This is a genomic window from Paenibacillus sp. FSL M7-1414, assembly GCF_038003195.1.
In the GTDB taxonomy this organism is placed as follows: domain Bacteria; phylum Bacillota; class Bacilli; order Paenibacillales; family Paenibacillaceae; genus Paenibacillus; species Paenibacillus amylolyticus.
Window position 1 is genome coordinate 5,379,612 of sequence record NZ_JBBOOS010000001.1, and the last position, 16,172, is coordinate 5,395,783.

At 46.6% G+C, this 16,172-nt stretch carries 27 protein-coding genes; 2 read left to right on the forward strand and 25 right to left on the reverse strand.

Annotation, left to right across the window (positions count from 1 at the left end):
- Positions 1-12: 12 nt before the first annotated feature.
- A complete protein-coding gene (locus MHH92_RS23365) occupies positions 13-513 on the forward strand; it encodes an Ltp family lipoprotein (protein ID WP_340906677.1) in 501 nt (166 codons plus the stop codon).
- Between the two features lie 12 nt (positions 514-525).
- Positions 526-729, forward strand: a complete 204-nt coding sequence (locus tag MHH92_RS23370; protein WP_340906678.1) for a hypothetical protein — start codon at positions 526-528, stop codon at positions 727-729.
- 59 nt (positions 730-788) lie between these two features.
- Here the strand turns inward: MHH92_RS23370 and MHH92_RS23375 are convergent, their stop codons facing one another.
- The 25 genes from MHH92_RS23375 to MHH92_RS23495 form a co-directional block, all read right to left on the reverse strand.
- Complete coding sequence (locus MHH92_RS23375; RefSeq protein WP_340906680.1) at positions 789-1,514, reverse strand: N-acetylmuramoyl-L-alanine amidase; 726 nt, start codon at positions 1,512-1,514, stop codon at positions 789-791.
- Positions 1,507-1,779, reverse strand: a complete 273-nt coding sequence (locus tag MHH92_RS23380; protein WP_340906681.1) for a phage holin family protein — start codon at positions 1,777-1,779, stop codon at positions 1,507-1,509. The genes MHH92_RS23375 and MHH92_RS23380 overlap by 8 nt, the downstream gene beginning before the upstream one ends.
- Positions 1,780-1,782: 3 nt before the next feature.
- Complete coding sequence (locus tag MHH92_RS23385; protein ID WP_340906683.1) at positions 1,783-2,073, reverse strand: hypothetical protein; 291 nt, start codon at positions 2,071-2,073, stop codon at positions 1,783-1,785.
- An 87-nt stretch (positions 2,074-2,160) separates the two neighbouring features.
- Entirely contained in the window at positions 2,161-2,319 is a 159-nt protein-coding gene (locus MHH92_RS23390) for a hypothetical protein (protein WP_340906684.1), read from the reverse strand.
- Positions 2,319-2,603 carry a hypothetical protein gene (locus tag MHH92_RS23395; RefSeq protein ID WP_340906685.1) on the reverse strand — a complete coding sequence of 95 codons (285 nt, stop codon included), beginning with the start codon at positions 2,601-2,603 and terminating at the stop codon, positions 2,319-2,321. Before MHH92_RS23395 ends, MHH92_RS23390 begins: the two co-directional genes overlap by 1 nt.
- A gap of 626 nt (positions 2,604-3,229) precedes the next feature.
- Positions 3,230-3,544, reverse strand: a complete 315-nt coding sequence (locus tag MHH92_RS23400) for a hypothetical protein (protein ID WP_340906687.1) — start codon at positions 3,542-3,544, stop codon at positions 3,230-3,232.
- A complete protein-coding gene (locus MHH92_RS23405) occupies positions 3,545-4,219 on the reverse strand; it encodes a tail fiber protein (RefSeq protein WP_340906688.1) in 675 nt (224 codons plus the stop codon).
- Between the two features lie 15 nt (positions 4,220-4,234).
- On the reverse strand, positions 4,235-4,876 hold the full coding sequence (locus tag MHH92_RS23410) for a hypothetical protein (protein ID WP_340906689.1): 642 nt from the start codon (positions 4,874-4,876) through the stop codon (positions 4,235-4,237).
- Positions 4,860-6,047: a baseplate J/gp47 family protein gene (locus MHH92_RS23415; protein WP_340906691.1), complete on the reverse strand. Its 1,188-nt coding sequence runs from the start codon at positions 6,045-6,047 to the stop codon at positions 4,860-4,862. Before MHH92_RS23415 ends, MHH92_RS23410 begins: the two co-directional genes overlap by 17 nt.
- Positions 6,037-6,399: a DUF2634 domain-containing protein gene (locus MHH92_RS23420; protein ID WP_340906692.1), complete on the reverse strand. Its 363-nt coding sequence runs from the start codon at positions 6,397-6,399 to the stop codon at positions 6,037-6,039. Before MHH92_RS23420 ends, MHH92_RS23415 begins: the two co-directional genes overlap by 11 nt.
- The gene (locus MHH92_RS23425; RefSeq protein ID WP_340906693.1) at positions 6,387-6,776 is read right to left on the reverse strand and encodes a Gp138 family membrane-puncturing spike protein; all 390 of its coding nucleotides are present in this window, start codon (positions 6,774-6,776) and stop codon (positions 6,387-6,389) included. The genes MHH92_RS23420 and MHH92_RS23425 overlap by 13 nt, the downstream gene beginning before the upstream one ends.
- Complete coding sequence (locus MHH92_RS23430) at positions 6,773-7,564, reverse strand: phage protein (RefSeq protein WP_340906694.1); 792 nt, start codon at positions 7,562-7,564, stop codon at positions 6,773-6,775. Before MHH92_RS23430 ends, MHH92_RS23425 begins: the two co-directional genes overlap by 4 nt.
- Complete coding sequence (locus MHH92_RS23435) at positions 7,557-7,883, reverse strand: phage baseplate plug family protein (RefSeq protein WP_340906695.1); 327 nt, start codon at positions 7,881-7,883, stop codon at positions 7,557-7,559. The genes MHH92_RS23430 and MHH92_RS23435 overlap by 8 nt, the downstream gene beginning before the upstream one ends.
- Positions 7,884-7,891: 8 nt before the next feature.
- Positions 7,892-8,443, reverse strand: coding sequence for a phage baseplate protein (locus tag MHH92_RS23440; RefSeq protein WP_340906696.1), 552 nt, complete (start codon positions 8,441-8,443; stop codon positions 7,892-7,894).
- Positions 8,443-10,815 (reverse strand): phage tail tape measure protein, encoded by a 2,373-nt coding sequence (locus MHH92_RS23445; protein ID WP_340906697.1) that lies wholly within the window; start codon positions 10,813-10,815, stop codon positions 8,443-8,445. The genes MHH92_RS23440 and MHH92_RS23445 overlap by 1 nt, the downstream gene beginning before the upstream one ends.
- Positions 10,816-10,859: 44 nt before the next feature.
- Positions 10,860-11,051: a hypothetical protein gene (locus tag MHH92_RS23450; RefSeq protein WP_340906699.1), complete on the reverse strand. Its 192-nt coding sequence runs from the start codon at positions 11,049-11,051 to the stop codon at positions 10,860-10,862.
- Complete coding sequence (locus MHH92_RS23455; RefSeq protein WP_340906700.1) at positions 11,038-11,355, reverse strand: hypothetical protein; 318 nt, start codon at positions 11,353-11,355, stop codon at positions 11,038-11,040. The genes MHH92_RS23450 and MHH92_RS23455 overlap by 14 nt, the downstream gene beginning before the upstream one ends.
- Positions 11,356-11,384: 29 nt before the next feature.
- Positions 11,385-11,771: a phage structural protein gene (locus MHH92_RS23460; RefSeq protein WP_340906702.1), complete on the reverse strand. Its 387-nt coding sequence runs from the start codon at positions 11,769-11,771 to the stop codon at positions 11,385-11,387.
- Positions 11,772-11,784: 13 nt separating this feature from the next.
- A complete protein-coding gene (locus MHH92_RS23465) occupies positions 11,785-12,789 on the reverse strand; it encodes a DUF3383 family protein (RefSeq protein ID WP_340906703.1) in 1,005 nt (334 codons plus the stop codon).
- Positions 12,782-13,270 (reverse strand): phage neck terminator protein, encoded by a 489-nt coding sequence (locus tag MHH92_RS23470; protein ID WP_340906704.1) that lies wholly within the window; start codon positions 13,268-13,270, stop codon positions 12,782-12,784. Before MHH92_RS23470 ends, MHH92_RS23465 begins: the two co-directional genes overlap by 8 nt.
- The gene (locus tag MHH92_RS23475; RefSeq protein WP_340906706.1) at positions 13,257-13,604 is read right to left on the reverse strand and encodes a hypothetical protein; all 348 of its coding nucleotides are present in this window, start codon (positions 13,602-13,604) and stop codon (positions 13,257-13,259) included. Before MHH92_RS23475 ends, MHH92_RS23470 begins: the two co-directional genes overlap by 14 nt.
- 2 nt (positions 13,605-13,606) lie before the next feature.
- Positions 13,607-14,074, reverse strand: coding sequence for a hypothetical protein (locus tag MHH92_RS23480; RefSeq protein WP_340906709.1), 468 nt, complete (start codon positions 14,072-14,074; stop codon positions 13,607-13,609).
- A 9-nt stretch (positions 14,075-14,083) separates the two neighbouring features.
- On the reverse strand, positions 14,084-14,626 hold the full coding sequence (locus tag MHH92_RS23485; protein ID WP_340906711.1) for a hypothetical protein: 543 nt from the start codon (positions 14,624-14,626) through the stop codon (positions 14,084-14,086).
- The gene (locus MHH92_RS23490; protein ID WP_340906712.1) at positions 14,601-14,876 is read right to left on the reverse strand and encodes a hypothetical protein; all 276 of its coding nucleotides are present in this window, start codon (positions 14,874-14,876) and stop codon (positions 14,601-14,603) included. Before MHH92_RS23490 ends, MHH92_RS23485 begins: the two co-directional genes overlap by 26 nt.
- A gap of 52 nt (positions 14,877-14,928) precedes the next feature.
- Complete coding sequence (locus MHH92_RS23495; protein WP_340906714.1) at positions 14,929-16,158, reverse strand: phage major capsid protein; 1,230 nt, start codon at positions 16,156-16,158, stop codon at positions 14,929-14,931.
- Positions 16,159-16,172: the final 14 nt, after the last annotated feature.

The window sequence follows — 16,172 nt, forward strand, 5'->3', positions numbered from 1 at the left end:
GGAGGAATCACCTTGAAGAAAGCTTTATTACTACTCTCTGCACTCATGCTTACAGCAGCACTTACAGCTTGCGGAACAGAGACGGCAAGCACACCAGCTGCCGTAGAAACTAAAACGGAAGCTCCTGTAGCTGAAACAACGGTCGCCACAACAGAAGAAACGAAGAAAGATGAAGCAAAAACAGAAGAAGTGTCCAAAGAAGATAATGTACCACGGGAACATAAAGCCGCTTTAAGATCGGCCCAAACCTATGCAGAGACAATGCACATGTCCAAGGCAGGCATCTACGATCAATTAACTTCCGAATACGGAGAGAAGTTTGATAAAGAAGCAGCTCAATACGCTATGGATAACATTGAGATCGATTGGAAAGAGAACGCACTAAAATCAGCGCAGAATTATGCAGAGAGCATGAATATGTCAGATTCGGGTATCTACGATCAGTTGACATCAGAATACGGTGAGAAATTCACGAAGGAAGAAGCTCAATACGCGATTGATAATTTAAAATAACGGAGGCTCATTATGAAATTAGGATTCCGGAAGCCATCGCTTAAGAAGCGCCTGTCAGCCAGGACCAGTATCAAGCGTCAAATCATACATCGGTCCGGACTCAAAATGCCACGTGGTTATGGATGGCTCCGGAATCCGAAACGAGCTATCTATAACAAGGTGTACCGCAAGACTTCGTTTGATATTTTCAAGGTAATCAAAAAGCTGTTCAAATAAAAATAAGGCCCTGCCAGCTATGTGCTGATAGGGCCTTTTGTATTCCCAAGCGATTGGGATTATTTCTTGATGTTATTCAGCAAACGACTAACGACAACCGCCATTTCCTCGCGTGTGATCGGCGCACCTGGTCGGCTGCCATCAAAGTATCCCTTGTCTGTTAGATCCGCCCACACCACCTCTGCCCATTTACTTGGAACGTTGATATCTCTTTCCTGTGTCACTGGCTTGTCCTCCCCCGCTTTTCTTTTCAGGCCCAGGTATGAAGCAATCCCCTGTACATGACCATCAATGATTGCATTGATCACACTGGCCTGCTTGAGACGATCCGCATCCGCCGCAACATCAACAAACAAATTTTCCGTTAATACGGCAGGCATCTTGGATTCACGTACCATGTGCAAGTTCTGGGCCTTAATGCCCCGATCAATACCCCCAACCTCGCCTGTGATGGCCTTGTGTAGTGCGTTTTGAAGCTTGATACTGTTTTGGGATGCCGAAGTATACCGGAAAGATTCAAACCCGCCCTTGCCCCCACCAGCGTTGCAATGGATGGATACCAGGATATCAGCACCCGCAGTATTGGCTTTGCTTGTCCGCTCCTTCAATTCCAAGAATACGTCCGTGGATCTGGAAAGCAACACCTGAACATTCTCATATTCCGCTTCCAAACGATCCTTGATGCCAAGCGATACCTTCAGTGCAATATCCTTCTCTTGGACTCCATTTCCGACTGCTCCGGGGTCCTTACCGCCATGTCCTGCATCGATCCATACTTTAAACATCTGTACCAGCTCCCTTTTTAGCTTGCTTGATGAATTGATTACCGTAGACGGCCACAGCACCTACCAGGATGCCTTGTACCACGCTCTCCACGGTAAGTCCAAGGATCAAAAACACGAACGCGATAGCCACCGCTGTAACGATGAAGATAATCGTCCAGTCCGGTACCTTTGGTGTTTGCTTGAGAACGTACCCAATCACCCAACAGGCCGCCAACACGATCAGCAGCCTACCATCAATTAATCCCTGAATAATTTCCCATTGCATAATCTATGCGCCTCCAATATCTTCTTTTCGGTCAATCCGTTTATGGGCTTGCTTGGCCGATTCCTCAACCCGCGTGACCCGCTCCGACAATGCATCTACACGCTGCGCCTGAACCCTTTGTTCAAGTCGGATATCATCAACGCCGCGCTTTATGTAGTCCACATCTGCGCGTTGCAAGGCATCAGCTCCCGCCTCTTGGATAATGTCTTGTCTAAATGATCTGGTACGTCCAGACCACCCTAAGATGAGACCGCTAATAGCGGCGACTACACTGATCAGTACCGTCCATTCCATCCTGCTCCCCCGTCTCTATCTGAATATGAAAAAGACCCCTGACCACTCCAGAGGGCAAAAAAATAGCGCACCACTTGGGTACGCTTGCTAAATTCCTTCAGTTTTCTCTAAAATGTAATCCTCGACAGCTTGACGATAATCGGTATTGGTGATGTCATCAAGCAAGTAAACTTCACCAGTCTTAGGATTTAGTCCTTTATTCAAAATTCTTTCCGCCGCAATACGCACCACTACATCGTTCACCATTACAAAATCCCTCCTGTATTTTCATTGGCTAATAATAAAATTTGATCTTCCAATTCCCTCATTTTCTCTTCTGGAGTCAATTCGGGATGAATCCTTTTAATGACTGGCTTTTTGGTTTCTGGATCGACTTTCTCAATATAATAGATGTTAAGATCGATCTCATCATATTTTAAATCAATGTGCTCTAATTTTGTGATTTCTTTCCGCGGAGAACCGTCACTTGGCATGAAAGAAAGTACAATCTCCCCATCTTGGTCATATATGATTCTCATACCTGTTTGCATTGTGTTGTCACCCCCTTTCCTATCTCTATATATTGTAATTCCTAATTTATGGTGTGAGTTAATGTCGCAAGCTTTCCCGGCTCACAACGTCACAGCCTCCCTTTTAATTCCCTATCTAAAAAATTTCTAAACTCGGAAGGCCTCCCACGTCACGCTTGTACTCCAGTTAACTGGCAATCTAAAACCACCATCGTTAATATAAGCCTGGTTAGTGGTAGTAAGGGTTCCAGTAACTTCATATACCCAATAACAGTAATATAAATATCCTCCCTCATTAACAGATGACACGGTTTGGTTGAAATCTTCATAAAGATTGTAGTTTTGCCCACTCGTGCCGCTGTTTGCTACTGGTGCGGATTTTCTCGAATCGTAATTATAAATGGACTGCCTCATTCCGTAATTGGATGCACTCGCGTCCGTAGGAGTTACGATTATTCTGTTCGGCCTAAAACCCAACCCCGATACGGTTATGTGGTTTGAATTCCTAGCTCCGTAGTTGTGCGAAAATTGTATAGCGCTACTGGATGGAATCACTTCGCCCGTTGCAAATCTCTTAAAAACCTCTGGGTCAACTACAGGTCCATCCAATCCGTAATTATCCAATGAGTAACTATCTATCCCTGGCATTATGTCACCTCTTTGCCGCTGATGTAATAACTCACGTTAACAGCAGATGCAGTAGCTGTTATCGCCTCTCCCGCATGAAGGACCTGATCAAGAAAAGGGATAGTTATTGTGTCGTTTGCTTTTATGACATGTCCACCAATAACATAGGTGCCTCCAAATAGGAAACTAACTGTTATGTTTGATGTAGTATTATTACAAATGGTCAATGCCTTTACTATGGTGTAATTATTAGAGTTGTTTGAAGGAACTGTGTAGGCTACCGTTGACGAAGTACCGATCAAACCTCTACCTAATCTTTTTGTCACCGCCGCCATCTATAACGCCCCCCATAGGTTTTCTTCTGGTGTTTGTAGTACCCATGCAGTCCATGTTGTACCTATTTTTTGTCTGACATAAAATGTTGATGTGTTGTATTGTGTGGCTGTTTGCATTATCAAACCCGAAGCAGTTGGATTTTGGACTCTGACATCAACAAACCAGTTGTTGAAAGGTAAGTCTGTGGGCGAGTTGCTTGGCAAAGAGCAATAATATAGTCCAGGGCCTGTCAACGTGTTCAAGTTGACACCATTAGCCGGAGCTTTCAAAACTCCGTTGTCTTGGGTAAGTGGGAACTTTTGCCACGCCTTATCGTCTACATAAATCTGTGCTGCTAATCTCGCATCATTTAAAGCCTTTTCAGTAGGCGCAACACTTTGGGAATCTCCGTCAATTTTATTTGATAGTTGCACTTTACCTTTTACCGTAAGAGATGCATCCGGTATATCCGCATCTCCGATTTCCCCTCGAAGCTCTTCAACCAGATTATCCACATAGCTTTTTTCAGCCGCTTTCTCCTGAAGCTCTTTCAGAGCCAAGTAGCTCCAATTCAGGTGCCAGTTGAACCACTGAGCTGGTGGCTTCATGCCTGGCTGAAATCCCGTCTGTTTCTGTGTTGCTGAAGGTTCCACCCCAGGTGCGTTCCATTCAGGCAGTTTCTGTGTAAATGACACGTTATAGCCCCCTTTCTAAATCGGTAAATTCGTTTCCGTTCCTGCTTGGTATACGGCGCCAAGACTGCCGCCAATTGAATCATCGTTAACGTCACCAAACCCCGTTGCTGAATCATAAGATTCTGGAAGGCCTCCAAACTCGAATGTGCCCTGTAACTCAATACTCTGGACACTCACCCCGGCAGCTACCGTCTTGGCTATGATCTGCACGAACTGATTCAACTCAATGCCGGATGAGGCCAAGCGTTCAAGCGGAAGACGCATCAGGGATATTGCAGCCGGTTCCGGATCAAGTGGATCGTGGAACTTTTGAGTTATTTTGATATCCGAATAACTGGCACCCACGGCCAAGGCGATAACCCGAATGATTGTATTAACGTCACCTTTGCTCAAGTTCCGGGCTATTTTGGATTTGATCATGATCCGGTACACATCGTCAGAGGCCGCGCCGCGCTTCTGGCCCACGTTTCCGCCGATCAGATCCAGCGTTGTTCCCTTGGCCTTATCGATATCGCGCCAGTCCTCAATCTTTTCGAATCCCTCTTTTAAATCATTGATTGGTTCGCTCACGATCCGGAGAAGCTTTCCGATATTGCTATCAGGATTCTTCGTGAACACATCCGTTAACTTCCGGATTAGATCAGTTGATGAAATCATCTGTAACCACCTCAATCCAACCAGCTTCGGTCTGAGCAACTTGGGACGACTCAATTGGAATATTTCCCGTTGTATACGTTGTGCCATCCTGTGACATTTCCAAGGATACATCTTCAACCCCTGCAATCTTGTATAAGGTCGAAGCCAAGCGCATTAAGATAACGTCATCGTTCATGGACAATCCGGTATACACTGTGCCATCCATATCCTCGCCGCCGATAAACTGCACGAGTGCTGAAACCACCTGCTTATCTCCATCTGCCGGATATTCAGCTGATTTATATATGTGGGCTTTAATATGGATCGGTACCACCTCAGCACGAGAAAATGAAACAGGTTGTTCGTTCCCGCTCAGATCCTTTAAAACTACGGTTGTGTCACCATACGACTCTATTCCGGCTGATCCCACGCCATGAATGGCCGTTGCGATATCCACGTCTTCACCGCCAAGTACATAGGCCTGATAGGACTTCGGAGGCCGTCCGGTGGAATCAACATCCTTAGAGCTATTAATAATGACAGCCGCAGCACGTACACCAGCCACACGCAGGATAGCCCCTCTTATGCTATCCCCTGTAGCCGATCCACCTCCTGCTACAGACAGTCCGAACAGCTCCCGAAACTCAGGGTCCGTTTGCTTGGCTCGTCCGCCTGCCGTGGCCGTTACGTTGGTTACTGCCGTGACATCTGGGTTGGGATTAACGATCACGGAAATCTGTCCAGCAGCAACATTGCTACCTGTGCCTGACTCTAACGCCTCAATGGCTACAATCGCTTTGCCTGTAGAGTCAAACACAGCAGGATCAAGTGTTTCGAACTGGATATCTCCCTCAGTAGCAATCAGGAATCCTTCTGCTTGGGTGTATCCCGGCGTTCCTGTCAATGTCACGGTTCCAGTTGCATATTGGTCCAGAACACGGGATACGCCCACATATGGACCCAGACGGTCCAAACTATTACCTTCTGCTGTATTTACATATCCGCTGTAGTACACATTTTCAGCAAGGGCATGGACGATAGATAAGAACCAAGCAAAAAGCCGCAGGATGATACCCAGCGGCGATTTTTCAGAGGTATTCACTTTTTCGCCCCATGCTTCCTTGGCCTTATCTTCCATTTCTTCGAATAGATCCACGAAACGCTTCCTCTTGAAGCCCGTTTCATCCAACACCGATATCCACCCCCTCCTGCTGAACAATCTCACCATTGGTTCCGGTAGCCACGAACGAAACGCTCATTGTCCGCTCTTGCCGATTAATTTCAAAAGTTACATCCTCAACGCTCTCGATCCGTTCATCTGTAAGCAACGCTCGGATTAATTCGTCCCTGGCTGCTTCCTCATGAAAATCCTTCCCTAGAAACATATCAAAGTCTATCCCGACCTCCGGATTCAAAAACCACTCTCCTGTTCGGGTTCCGAGAGTAATCGCACAGCACTGTGCTACTTCTTCAGTCCCTTCCACAAGCAACAAATCTCCGTTTTCGAATTGAATATCACCATCAATAAGTTTTAGAGACTGCATGGAAACACCCCCACGATAACAGCGTCATTTCGGTCATGGGACCGTGTAGTGTTGGGCTTAGCCACAGAACCAGTTAAGGTATTCCGGAGCTCGCCATCCGCAAAGGATACAAACACAATATCACCTGAAGCCAGGTCTGGCTTACACACCTTTTTTGCCCCGTCAATATTTAGCTTCTGCCCCAGCGCCTGCACATTCAGGATCATGGCCGGTTCATCTTCTCCTGTCTTAATCAGAGGCAGAACATCAGCAGTACAAGAGGACTCGTCAAATGTGATAATCCTGCAAGGCAAACCCACATGAATATCAGACATGGCCTTATCAACTAAAGACTGCAATAGAGTCGCCATTGATGCCGCTGGGTCCAACTTGCTCATATAACCGCCTCCATGTCCGTCTTGAAATCTCCCGTCCGGCTAAATGTATGCGATCCGCTCCGGACGTACAGACGACCATTCCAAGCCCTGCTCTTTAAGTCAATGGCCGAAGCGGTTGTAATTCGATATTGTAGTTGGGATGACAAGTTATACCCCTTCGCTCCGCTTTGCTCAAATGCCGCTGGAGTACCGATTAATCCCGTATCCGAATTGAGTGCAAACAGATCATCCGCACCACGCCGCAGGCTTCGAACATACAACTTACCTTTGTTGATATAGCAACTCGTTCCGCAGTCTTTGCACACCTTGGATATGATGTCCGTTACCGCCCCTTTAGCGCTATATCCGTCCTGGTATCTGTAATCCTGGTTTAAATCCATTTGAGCAATTGGAAGACCGATATAGGCCGCCATTTGTTTAATGATCTTGCTGCCCAAAGTGTTTTTCGCAAAAGCAATTTCTTTAACCTGTCGTTTGGACAAGTCGTACCCGTCCAAAACCCTGATATTGGTGATTTTGTCCACGCCTGACCATGCGGTGGCAACTTGGGATATGTAGCCGTGAAGAATCACCCCAATGTCACCCTTGTAGCCTGCATTGATCATCAAAACATTGTTCCTCTTGATATTGTTCAAGGTCGTATCTGACAGGTTCCAGATTTTTATTTCGGCTTCGTTGGGCAGTGGATCGTTATCAAACGGAACCACTCCTTCGATGTTGTAATCTGCCATTGAAAACTTCATATTTTCAGTCATGACCTCAAGCACACGGCCAAAATTCTTATTCATCTTCTTCACCTTCAGTGTTGATCAAATATAAAAAGACGCTCTCAGAGAGCGTCCGCCAGTTAACAATGCTTTCAGTTTCGGATTGATCGTATGGAACGATCGGAACCCTTGGGAATCGGTTATCAATGACGTCATAAAATAAAGTCATACCATACACCAACTTCTCGCCAGTGGTGAGCACTTCCCCGTCCTTCTCCAGATCCACCGTGAAATAATCAAATTGTTCATTATAGTGGACCTCGAACGTGAAAATCTCATCCTCAAGTGAGATATCAAAGCGATAGGGAATCAAATCCTTTTCAATATCAACGTATTCCATAGACCCTCCTACGCCCAAGGGCTACCAGCTTTGAATTTAACCTTCTTCACTGGTTCTTTTTCCTTTTTCGTCTTTTTGTCCTTATCTTTTTTTGGTTTCGAACTGGCCGTAGAACTCTTTCCCTTGGACGTCTTGCTTTTATCTTTCTTCTGCTTCGTGCCTGAATTGACGATTTTAATTGCCTGAGCCTTGATCGGCGTAGGCAACTTTTCCACGTAAGAAGACTTCGCAACTCGGACCTCATTGAGGGTGAATGATATCGTGAATCCGTCCGCGATTTTGTAAGAGTGACCTGTTGCCAAACCGGAGATAGTGCCCATGAACGCCACACGGCCAACATACTTTACGATTATCCCCTTGTCAGACACCGACTTAAGATACGTAAGCATGGCGGCGGCTCCCGGCCCAGATACTTGTCCTGTAATCCCCATTGTCCGGGCCTTGCGCTGCACATGATCGGCCATATCAATATCTTTTTCCACAGGTTGCGTGGTTATATCTACATCAAACGTTGGACTCTCTTGTTCTACCAACAAATACTTGCCATCAATCGTTGCCATTATGCCCCCTCCATTTCAGGAGCCTGTAAGCCCATACGGCGTAGCGTCTCTTCCAAGATTGCTTGTACTTGGCGTTTAACTTCAGCGCCTACATCTGACGCAACAGAAGCTGAAGCGCCATCGGCTTTCAAATCAATCTTTATGTCAAAATTAAATGATCCGCTTGGAGCACCACTTGATGCAGCGGCTCGCGCAGGTGCAAGACTCTTAGCTGGTGCCAATGCGGCCTTCTTGGTGTTACCCGGAACAATTTCGTCCGTGACATCGGCTGATGCAGCAGAAACACGATCTTGTGTGCCCTCGATCCCTTGCGCAAGTCCCTCGCCAGTGAAGAATCCGACTTCCATCATCACCCTGGATGGTGAGTGAATACCCAGAATGCCCTTGATCTTGTCGGTGATGCTGTTACCGATGTCTTTGACTTTATCGACCACGGCGTTTGCCATACTGCCGATACCGTTCACCATACCCTCGATGATATTGCGGCCGATATCAAACAGGTTGATCCCAGATAGGAATCCTGTAATCCTATCCCATATCGACTTGATTCCATCCCACATGGCCGTGGCTTTAGTCTTTACAGCCGTAACTAGCCCTGTGAACATGTTCTTAATGAAATTCCCAATCGATTGGAATATTGAAACAGTTCCAGCTTTAAGAGCCTGCCATCTTTCGGTCAACCAGCTACTTATAGCTCCCCAGTTCTTAAATATAACAATGGCAGCAACAATAACAGCTATAATCGCCGCAACAATCCAGGTAATTGGATTAGCCCAGAACGCCGCATTAAGCGCCCATTGTGCTGCTGTAAACGCCCAAGTCGCAACTGTTGATATGCCCATAGCGACCTTTTGGGCCGTCCATGCTACTACGGTCGCTGTGATTGATGCCACAGCTAGCCACCCCTGTGCTACGTATCTAACCATTGCTACAATCATTTGCCCGGTCATAATTGCCGCATTAGCAGCAATCTGGATCTTGGACAACATGAAAGCTCCTGCCATCCTAGCTCCAGCGATGGTGCCCTGAATCCCAGAACGTACTAAAGCCGGAATTAAGATTGTGGTAATCACTGAAGCTATGGTCATGATTGTGCCTTTGTTATCCTCGATAGCTCCGGTGAAATCTTGGAATGCAGCCACACCATTATCCTTGAACTCAAGCACTTTAGGGATGAATTCATTGAATTTGTCATAAACAAAGGCAACTGCATCCCCTGTCCAATCTAACGCAGCGCCTAGACCGTCACCAATCGCGTTACCAACTGCCTCAATCTGTGGTTTGTGATCCGCCATCCATTGCCCGAACTGGTTGAAATACGGAAGAAGCTTTTCGCCAATTGGAATCAGGATACTGGTTTCAATCTGCCGTCCAAACATAGCAAAGGCTTCACCTGGCTTCTCGAACTTAATCTTGTTTAACTCAGCCATGGCTTCGCCTGTTGAATTGAACTGACTTGTGGACCTACCCATCCCCGCAACAACATTCGCCTCGAGATCCTCGAACTGAGTACCCAAAAGGGATACGCCAATTTGGTTCTTGAGAACAGGGTCCTCAACATCTGAGATCATTTGTAATATCTGAGAAAATGCCTCCTTGGCCTGCGGACCACCCTTTGCGAACGTATGCATCATCGTGTCCGCATTGAGTCCCAACATTTCAAACGCTTCTACGGACGCCTTACTACCGTCCTTGGATCGGATATTAAATTCTTTAACCGCGTCCCCAACCTTGTCCAGTTGGAAAACACCCTCTGCCGAACCGGCTGCGAAGACGTCAAACATTTCTTCAGCAGAGAATCCGAGAGACTTAAATTGGTTGGCGTATTCATTCGCGCTATCAATGAGTTCATCAGACTTATTCAAGCCCTTTTGTGTGCCTTGCGCCAATAAGTCGTAAGCCTGTTCAGAGGTGATTCCGAATTGTTTCATCATCGTATCCACGGATTTTATGGACTCGTTGATCTCATACCCAAATGCATCTCGTAACAACAATGCGCTCTGAGTTGTCGATTCCAATTCGTTACCTGTCTGCCCCGTCACTTGTTGAACAGTTGATATCGCACTACCAAGATCGTTCCAATCCTCACCAAAGTTCTGCGAGTACAGATTCTTGGCGATATCTCTAGTCGCCTCCATCTGATCGGCAGCCATACCCGTTGCGCTCTGTATGTCGGACATGGATCTTTCAAATTCGGTCGCTGCTGCTATGCCAGCAATACCCAGCCCAGCCATTGCAGCTACACCAGCTGCGCCCAAACCGACAACACCTTTTGTCAGAGTGGATATTTTCTTGTTACCCTCATCCAAACCTTTGGTATTGAGTTTGAATCCCACGGCAAACATGAGGTTGCCAATGATACCTCCTGCCACCTCAAATCACCCCATTTAAAAGAAAAAAGCGCCCCGATGGGACGCTATTTCTTCTTCTTATTCTGTTTTTCCATGTGCTCCATATGAATATCCAACGCCGCGTTTGCCTCAGCTATGTCGTCAAAATCCATGTTGTCGAGGTCGCTATAGGTAATGCTCATATCAGACAGCAGCAATCGCCAAAAGGGCCATCTTTCCGTGGCGCGCTTTCTCGCCTCAGATTTACTCAGCGGCATCCGATTCACCTTCAGATTGTTCTTGATCATCTTTATCATCGTTACCAGTAATAAAAGCGTAAGCAGAGCTTACAACTTCTACAAGTTCCTTATATCCTGATGGACCCTTGAAATCATCCACTTTTTGTTTGGGTTCAACGACAACATGCGAAAGCATTTCTTCAATTAATCGTTCATCCTGAGCAACACCATGTTTATTCTTAATACGGTCACCGATTTTGGCTACTTGGCGAACACCAGGAAACTGAAAAGTAAATTCGTTCCCTACTTTAGATGTGAATTTTTTTTGTGCAAAGTTAGACATGATAAATCATCCTTTTCTTGTTATATTTTTTATTCAAACTGAGCATCGATAAGTTGCAATTCGAATTCTCTATCTTCAAGTTCAGTACCATATGTTCTTGTTGGTTGCTTTTTGACGTAAGCCTCTGTGGCTGTGACGTTTTCATCCATACCCGCATCAATCAAAGAAAACGGGAATAATTCTCCCGTATTCGCCAAATTATTCATGAATTTAATTTGTGGGCTACTTCCCAAAAGCGTAATTGTAACCGAAGCTAGTGGGTTGTTGATTTTATTTCTTTGAGCATCCCCTTGCGCACCAACTTTGGTCTCGAAGTTCTCTTCGTCTTTCTCGATTTCCACCATGTCCTCACTGAATCCAGTTAAGTACACACCTTTGATAGTCACAGTAATATCCTTGGGATCATACGTTTTCATCTACTATACCTCCTTACTTGCGGATAACTCCGCGAATAGTTGTTTCATGGATCGCACCCGCCAGTTCAAACCAAAATTCGCCCCCGTTATATTTCCGTTGGGCGCGATCCGCCGGATCAACTTCGGAACGTCTTTTAAAATTCGTCCCATACAGTGGCAATGCATCATCATCTTGTGCAATCATCTTTTGAAGGAAAGCCTGTCGCAACACATTTCGAGTAACGCTCTCAAGCTGCGCAATTCCTGTGTTATCAAAGCTAACCTTGTCCGTATCAGCAAACAAAATCTGAATGCCATACTCTATGTTCGCCTTGATGTAGTCTTTGGCATGAATGACGTCAATCCACTCACCAGACAAAGTTTTCCCTTCGGAAGTCTGGTTCCGTCCAGCTTTGGTCACATACGTAATAGCTCCAGCTGCGTGTATTTCCCGCAACTCCGTATCTGTAATATCAAGAGGAACAATGCCTTGCAAGAATTTGAACTTCCAGGTTACTGATCCAACAGGAGCCGACCCCACTCGACCAATCAATGCAGCCTCTGGATAATTAGAAATATCAGTATGATAGAAAACTGTTGTCCGGCTATAATTTTTAGCCAGCAACAAGGCAACATCTGCAAGCGTGGAAGAACGTGTGAAATACTCTCTTGAGTTGTTCTGTTCAATGGCTGCCGCAAAAGCGTCTACATCCGCTTGCAGTGTGGTTGTGGTAATAAGGAAATACCAGTCTTCTTTCCACAGTCTCTCTAGTACATCAGCAATAGTTTCTGGCTCAGAGCCGGTCTTTTGACGGGCAATAGCGATTTCCGCTGGTGAATCATCACCTTGATTCAACAAAGCGTATGCCGCCTTATATTCCTCAGTCGTTTCCGCATAATCCAGCTTGACACTTGATAATTCTGTGTATGTTTTGTACGGCTTTCCCGTTGCTGCTGAACCCAGAATCAACGGCTTACCAAACCCCAGGCGTGGCGTGGGTGTTTCAATCTCAATAATTACATTTACGTCTTTAGCCAAGTGGCTCAACTCCTTCCACATTTACCGATTCAATCGGTATGTAGTTTTCTTCGATTACGTTTTTGGTTCGAAGCTCGATTTCAAAACCGTTACGGCGCTCCCATTCCGTCCCTAGCTGAACATCATTGTTGACAGACTCGCCAATCGTCACGACAACTGTGTTGACCTCATCCTTCAGGAGTTGATGTCCGGCCGTAAGGAACCAATCTCGCGCCCGGTTAGCCAGAACGACAGCGCCCAGACGATCATGGGCATAGCTTTGAAACGTCACGCTAAGCGGAACGTCTCCTGAATGAACCATTTTGTTGCCTTCAAGTGTCACGGCCATGTGACCGCGAACACTGCCTTCATCCGAAAAGTTATACGTCATGAACGGGACAGGCGGAACCTTGTTCACGCCATCAATCTCAATGACTCGCACACCCAATGCCCCAGACAAACCCTCAATCATACTTTTCCGGATCGCTTCAAACTGGATCATGAGCGCTCACCCGCTTTAACCGATATTCGTTAACGTTGCTGTACTGATTCCAATCCGAGTCCGTTTCCACGGTGTACTGTTTGCCTTGATGCTCCACGACGTCACCCGCATCATGCTGAAACGTTGTCAGTAACAGCCTGTCGTCCACTGTGTACCGTCCGCCGTCCGTCTGGGTCAACTTATCACCTAACGGTTGTATCGATCCTCTCAGGTCAATCCTCTGCGTCTCAGGAGGTTGATAGACTCCAACAGAGTTCCAGTCCCCCTCACCTTCTCGGATAAGGGTGTATGGACGCTCATACTTGCGCAGGATACGCGCTTGGTTGAATCTCATATCTAACCTCCTTTAGCCCGGACACGGAAGACGATAGAATCTCGCAAATCCATGTCGGACTGCAACAAGCGTTTTCCTTTTTTATAACGGGCATAGATTGCAGATAATCCCGGCTGCTTAATCCGGTCAAAGTTCTTGACCACACGCTGCTGCCCGACCTCGCCAATCTCCTGCAAGAGAGATTCAACCGTCTTGTTACCAAGCGCGATTTCAATGACCCCTGCACGAACCAGTTTTCCTATAGCCGCCTGAGCCTTCTTTTTCCCTGTGCCAATAAAGGAACGGGCCGGAATATTCATCTTGGCTGAGCCGAATTCATGGACCGCTGCAATCATAGCCAGCTCCGCATTACCCTGAACACCGATAACCACTTCTTGGTCCATCAATGGTCGGACCCGATCAACCAATAAAGACAAGTCCATATCTCCGGTGTATTGCACATTGGCACGCCTTACACTTCTCCTAGCCATCCAACCACCTCACAACTGAATAAGAGCCTTGACTGCTCCTGGCAGGCTTCGGCCCTCATCCTTGTATGTTACGGATATGTTTCCGACCTTCTCACTAGTGACACCTTGCTCCCTCATGAGCGTTTGGGCAAGTAATACACAGGCCAGCTCGTATTTTTGTGGCAATGTGGACGCCGGAGCGTCCGTCTCATCACTTGGCAGGATGTATCCTGCTAAATATTCCACATCAATTATACGCGCCTCACAGGGCCAACCAGAGCGTTTAAATAACATCCCGTTTTCGGACTCAATCTTGAAAGAGTCGGTTTGCTGCTCCTTATCGTGAATGCTCAGCTTTGACACTGAATGGATAGGGAAGTTTCGAAGCCGGAGGAACTGGGTTCCAGGACCGTCCAGCGTCTGTTGGTATGTCTTGTATTCAAAGCTTCGATTACATTCCCGCTCTATCCACTCTGAAGCGGCACCCAAGGCTGTGAGCAAGGAAAAATCCTGGGATATATCATCCAGTGGAATGGACAACATTCCTTTAGCCCTTCGTAGTGTCGTCAGCATCAGGATCACCGCCCGTAGTAGCCGTAACCTCAGCAGCCTTTGCTTTTTCCTTATCTGAATCTGCCGCTTTTGATGTTTTTGGCAAGGCTTGTCCTTCGTCATCCTCAGCAATCACGCCCGCAGCCCTCAGTTTGTTGGCACGTTTCTGATCCGCAGGGTACAACTCGCCCGGTTCAATCACTGTGTTCGTTTCCTGATCATTGAAAGCGGAAATAACCGTGTAATTCAGTTCTTCACTTTTAGAAGCCATGCAAGTTTCCCTCCTGTTAAGCCCGGAACCCCGGGCCACATGATTTATTTAATTAAGGTGTTGGGATACCCAACTTAATAAATGGCGACACTTTATAACCGTTCTCCATTTCAAACGGACCATTAACCCAAGGCTTGCCATCCACGTTCCAGAAGGCTTTGATAATTGTTTTATTTTGTTTGAACAATGGATGTTCAGAAGCTTGGATGAAGATACCGGAACCGTCTTTAATAAGGTAGTAACCCATATCTCCAAGTACCAGGTCACCTGTTGACCCAAGGATAGGCGCGTTCTCCTTAAATCGGATTGGATATCCAAGAAGCGTCCCTGTCATCTTGTCAGCAACATTTGGTTGGAAGATCAAATTACCTGCCTCATCTTTCATAGTCAAAAGTTGCGGCAAAATGGATTGAGATGCGGCCCAGATCAAAGAACCACCAAGTTTAGCTTGAGCAATCAAGGCAACAACGTCAGGATAAGTGATCAGGTTCGCCGTTTCGCGCGGCACTGTAATGGATGCTGGAGATACCATGGCCCCGCTTGGCTTGCCGACTCCATTACCGTAGAGGAAAGCATCATCCTCAGCTGCAGCAATCGCACCTCTGAATAATTTTGTAATGATGGTGTTCACAGCTGGAGCATTCCGCAAAAGCTTGTCTGTGACAACGATATGAGCAGCGACCTCATGAGGCGTCAAAGTCAGGTCTCTGAACTTAGCGCTTGTCTCAGGTTTTTCGTCACCTTCACCGATCCAGTTCACCTCAACTCCACCATACATGTTGGAACCAGCGCCCTGATCGAGCGCAGGGAATGTAGTGCTGGAATCCGGAGCGTTTTCATCAGCAGGAATAACCAAAGCACGTGGACGAACCACTGCTTCTTCTGGCGTAATTTCAAACAGTTGCGCCGAGAACTTAGGAGGTACGAAAACCCCGCCTGAAGCTTTAGTTCCCGCGGCCATTTCCCGGTACTCTTTCAACCGTGGATCATACGGGTCCGAACGATAGCAAGAAATCAACTCGCCCAAGCTACGGAACTCACTTTCATGGGCTGGATCTTCAGGTGTATGTTTTGCTCCGCTGCCACCCATGGCAAACTGTTGGGCACGTTCTTCGAGTTTGATTTCATCTTCCAAGGAACGGGCCTCTGCTTCCATGGTTGTAAAATTGGTTTCTTCGTCATCAGTAAAGCCGCGCTTCTCTGTCTGAGCCAACACGATAAGTGAACGCATTTCCTCTTTCTTTGCAGCCAGTTTTTTTCTCAATTCGATAAGATTTTTCAAACAATCCATCTCCC

Excerpts from the sequence above, each read along its gene's own strand:
- MHH92_RS23370 (WP_340906678.1), top strand. The coding sequence starts at position 526 with ATGAAATTAGGATTCCGGAAGCCATCGCTTAAGAAGCGCCTGTCAGCC.
- MHH92_RS23375 (WP_340906680.1), bottom strand. The coding sequence starts at position 1,514 with ATGTTTAAAGTATGGATCGATGCAGGACATGGCGGTAAGGACCCCGGA.
- MHH92_RS23380 (WP_340906681.1), bottom strand. The coding sequence starts at position 1,779 with ATGCAATGGGAAATTATTCAGGGATTAATTGATGGTAGGCTGCTGATC.
- MHH92_RS23385 (WP_340906683.1), bottom strand. The coding sequence starts at position 2,073 with ATGGAATGGACGGTACTGATCAGTGTAGTCGCCGCTATTAGCGGTCTC.
- MHH92_RS23390 (WP_340906684.1), bottom strand. The coding sequence starts at position 2,319 with ATGGTGAACGATGTAGTGGTGCGTATTGCGGCGGAAAGAATTTTGAAT.
- MHH92_RS23395 (WP_340906685.1), bottom strand. The coding sequence starts at position 2,603 with ATGCAAACAGGTATGAGAATCATATATGACCAAGATGGGGAGATTGTA.
- MHH92_RS23400 (WP_340906687.1), bottom strand. The coding sequence starts at position 3,544 with ATGGCGGCGGTGACAAAAAGATTAGGTAGAGGTTTGATCGGTACTTCG.
- MHH92_RS23410 (WP_340906689.1), bottom strand. The coding sequence starts at position 4,876 with ATGATTTCATCAACTGATCTAATCCGGAAGTTAACGGATGTGTTCACG.
- MHH92_RS23420 (WP_340906692.1), bottom strand. The coding sequence starts at position 6,399 with ATGCAGTCTCTAAAACTTATTGATGGTGATATTCAATTCGAAAACGGA.
- MHH92_RS23425 (WP_340906693.1), bottom strand. The coding sequence starts at position 6,776 with ATGAGCAAGTTGGACCCAGCGGCATCAATGGCGACTCTATTGCAGTCT.
- MHH92_RS23430 (WP_340906694.1), bottom strand. The coding sequence starts at position 7,564 with ATGAATAAGAATTTTGGCCGTGTGCTTGAGGTCATGACTGAAAATATG.
- MHH92_RS23435 (WP_340906695.1), bottom strand. The coding sequence starts at position 7,883 with ATGGAATACGTTGATATTGAAAAGGATTTGATTCCCTATCGCTTTGAT.
- MHH92_RS23440 (WP_340906696.1), bottom strand. The coding sequence starts at position 8,443 with ATGGCAACGATTGATGGCAAGTATTTGTTGGTAGAACAAGAGAGTCCA.
- MHH92_RS23450 (WP_340906699.1), bottom strand. The coding sequence starts at position 11,051 with ATGCCGCTGAGTAAATCTGAGGCGAGAAAGCGCGCCACGGAAAGATGG.
- MHH92_RS23455 (WP_340906700.1), bottom strand. The coding sequence starts at position 11,355 with ATGTCTAACTTTGCACAAAAAAAATTCACATCTAAAGTAGGGAACGAA.
- MHH92_RS23460 (WP_340906702.1), bottom strand. The coding sequence starts at position 11,771 with ATGAAAACGTATGATCCCAAGGATATTACTGTGACTATCAAAGGTGTG.
- MHH92_RS23470 (WP_340906704.1), bottom strand. The coding sequence starts at position 13,270 with ATGATCCAGTTTGAAGCGATCCGGAAAAGTATGATTGAGGGTTTGTCT.
- MHH92_RS23475 (WP_340906706.1), bottom strand. The coding sequence starts at position 13,604 with ATGAGATTCAACCAAGCGCGTATCCTGCGCAAGTATGAGCGTCCATAC.
- MHH92_RS23480 (WP_340906709.1), bottom strand. The coding sequence starts at position 14,074 with ATGGCTAGGAGAAGTGTAAGGCGTGCCAATGTGCAATACACCGGAGAT.
- MHH92_RS23485 (WP_340906711.1), bottom strand. The coding sequence starts at position 14,626 with ATGCTGACGACACTACGAAGGGCTAAAGGAATGTTGTCCATTCCACTG.
- MHH92_RS23490 (WP_340906712.1), bottom strand. The coding sequence starts at position 14,876 with ATGGCTTCTAAAAGTGAAGAACTGAATTACACGGTTATTTCCGCTTTC.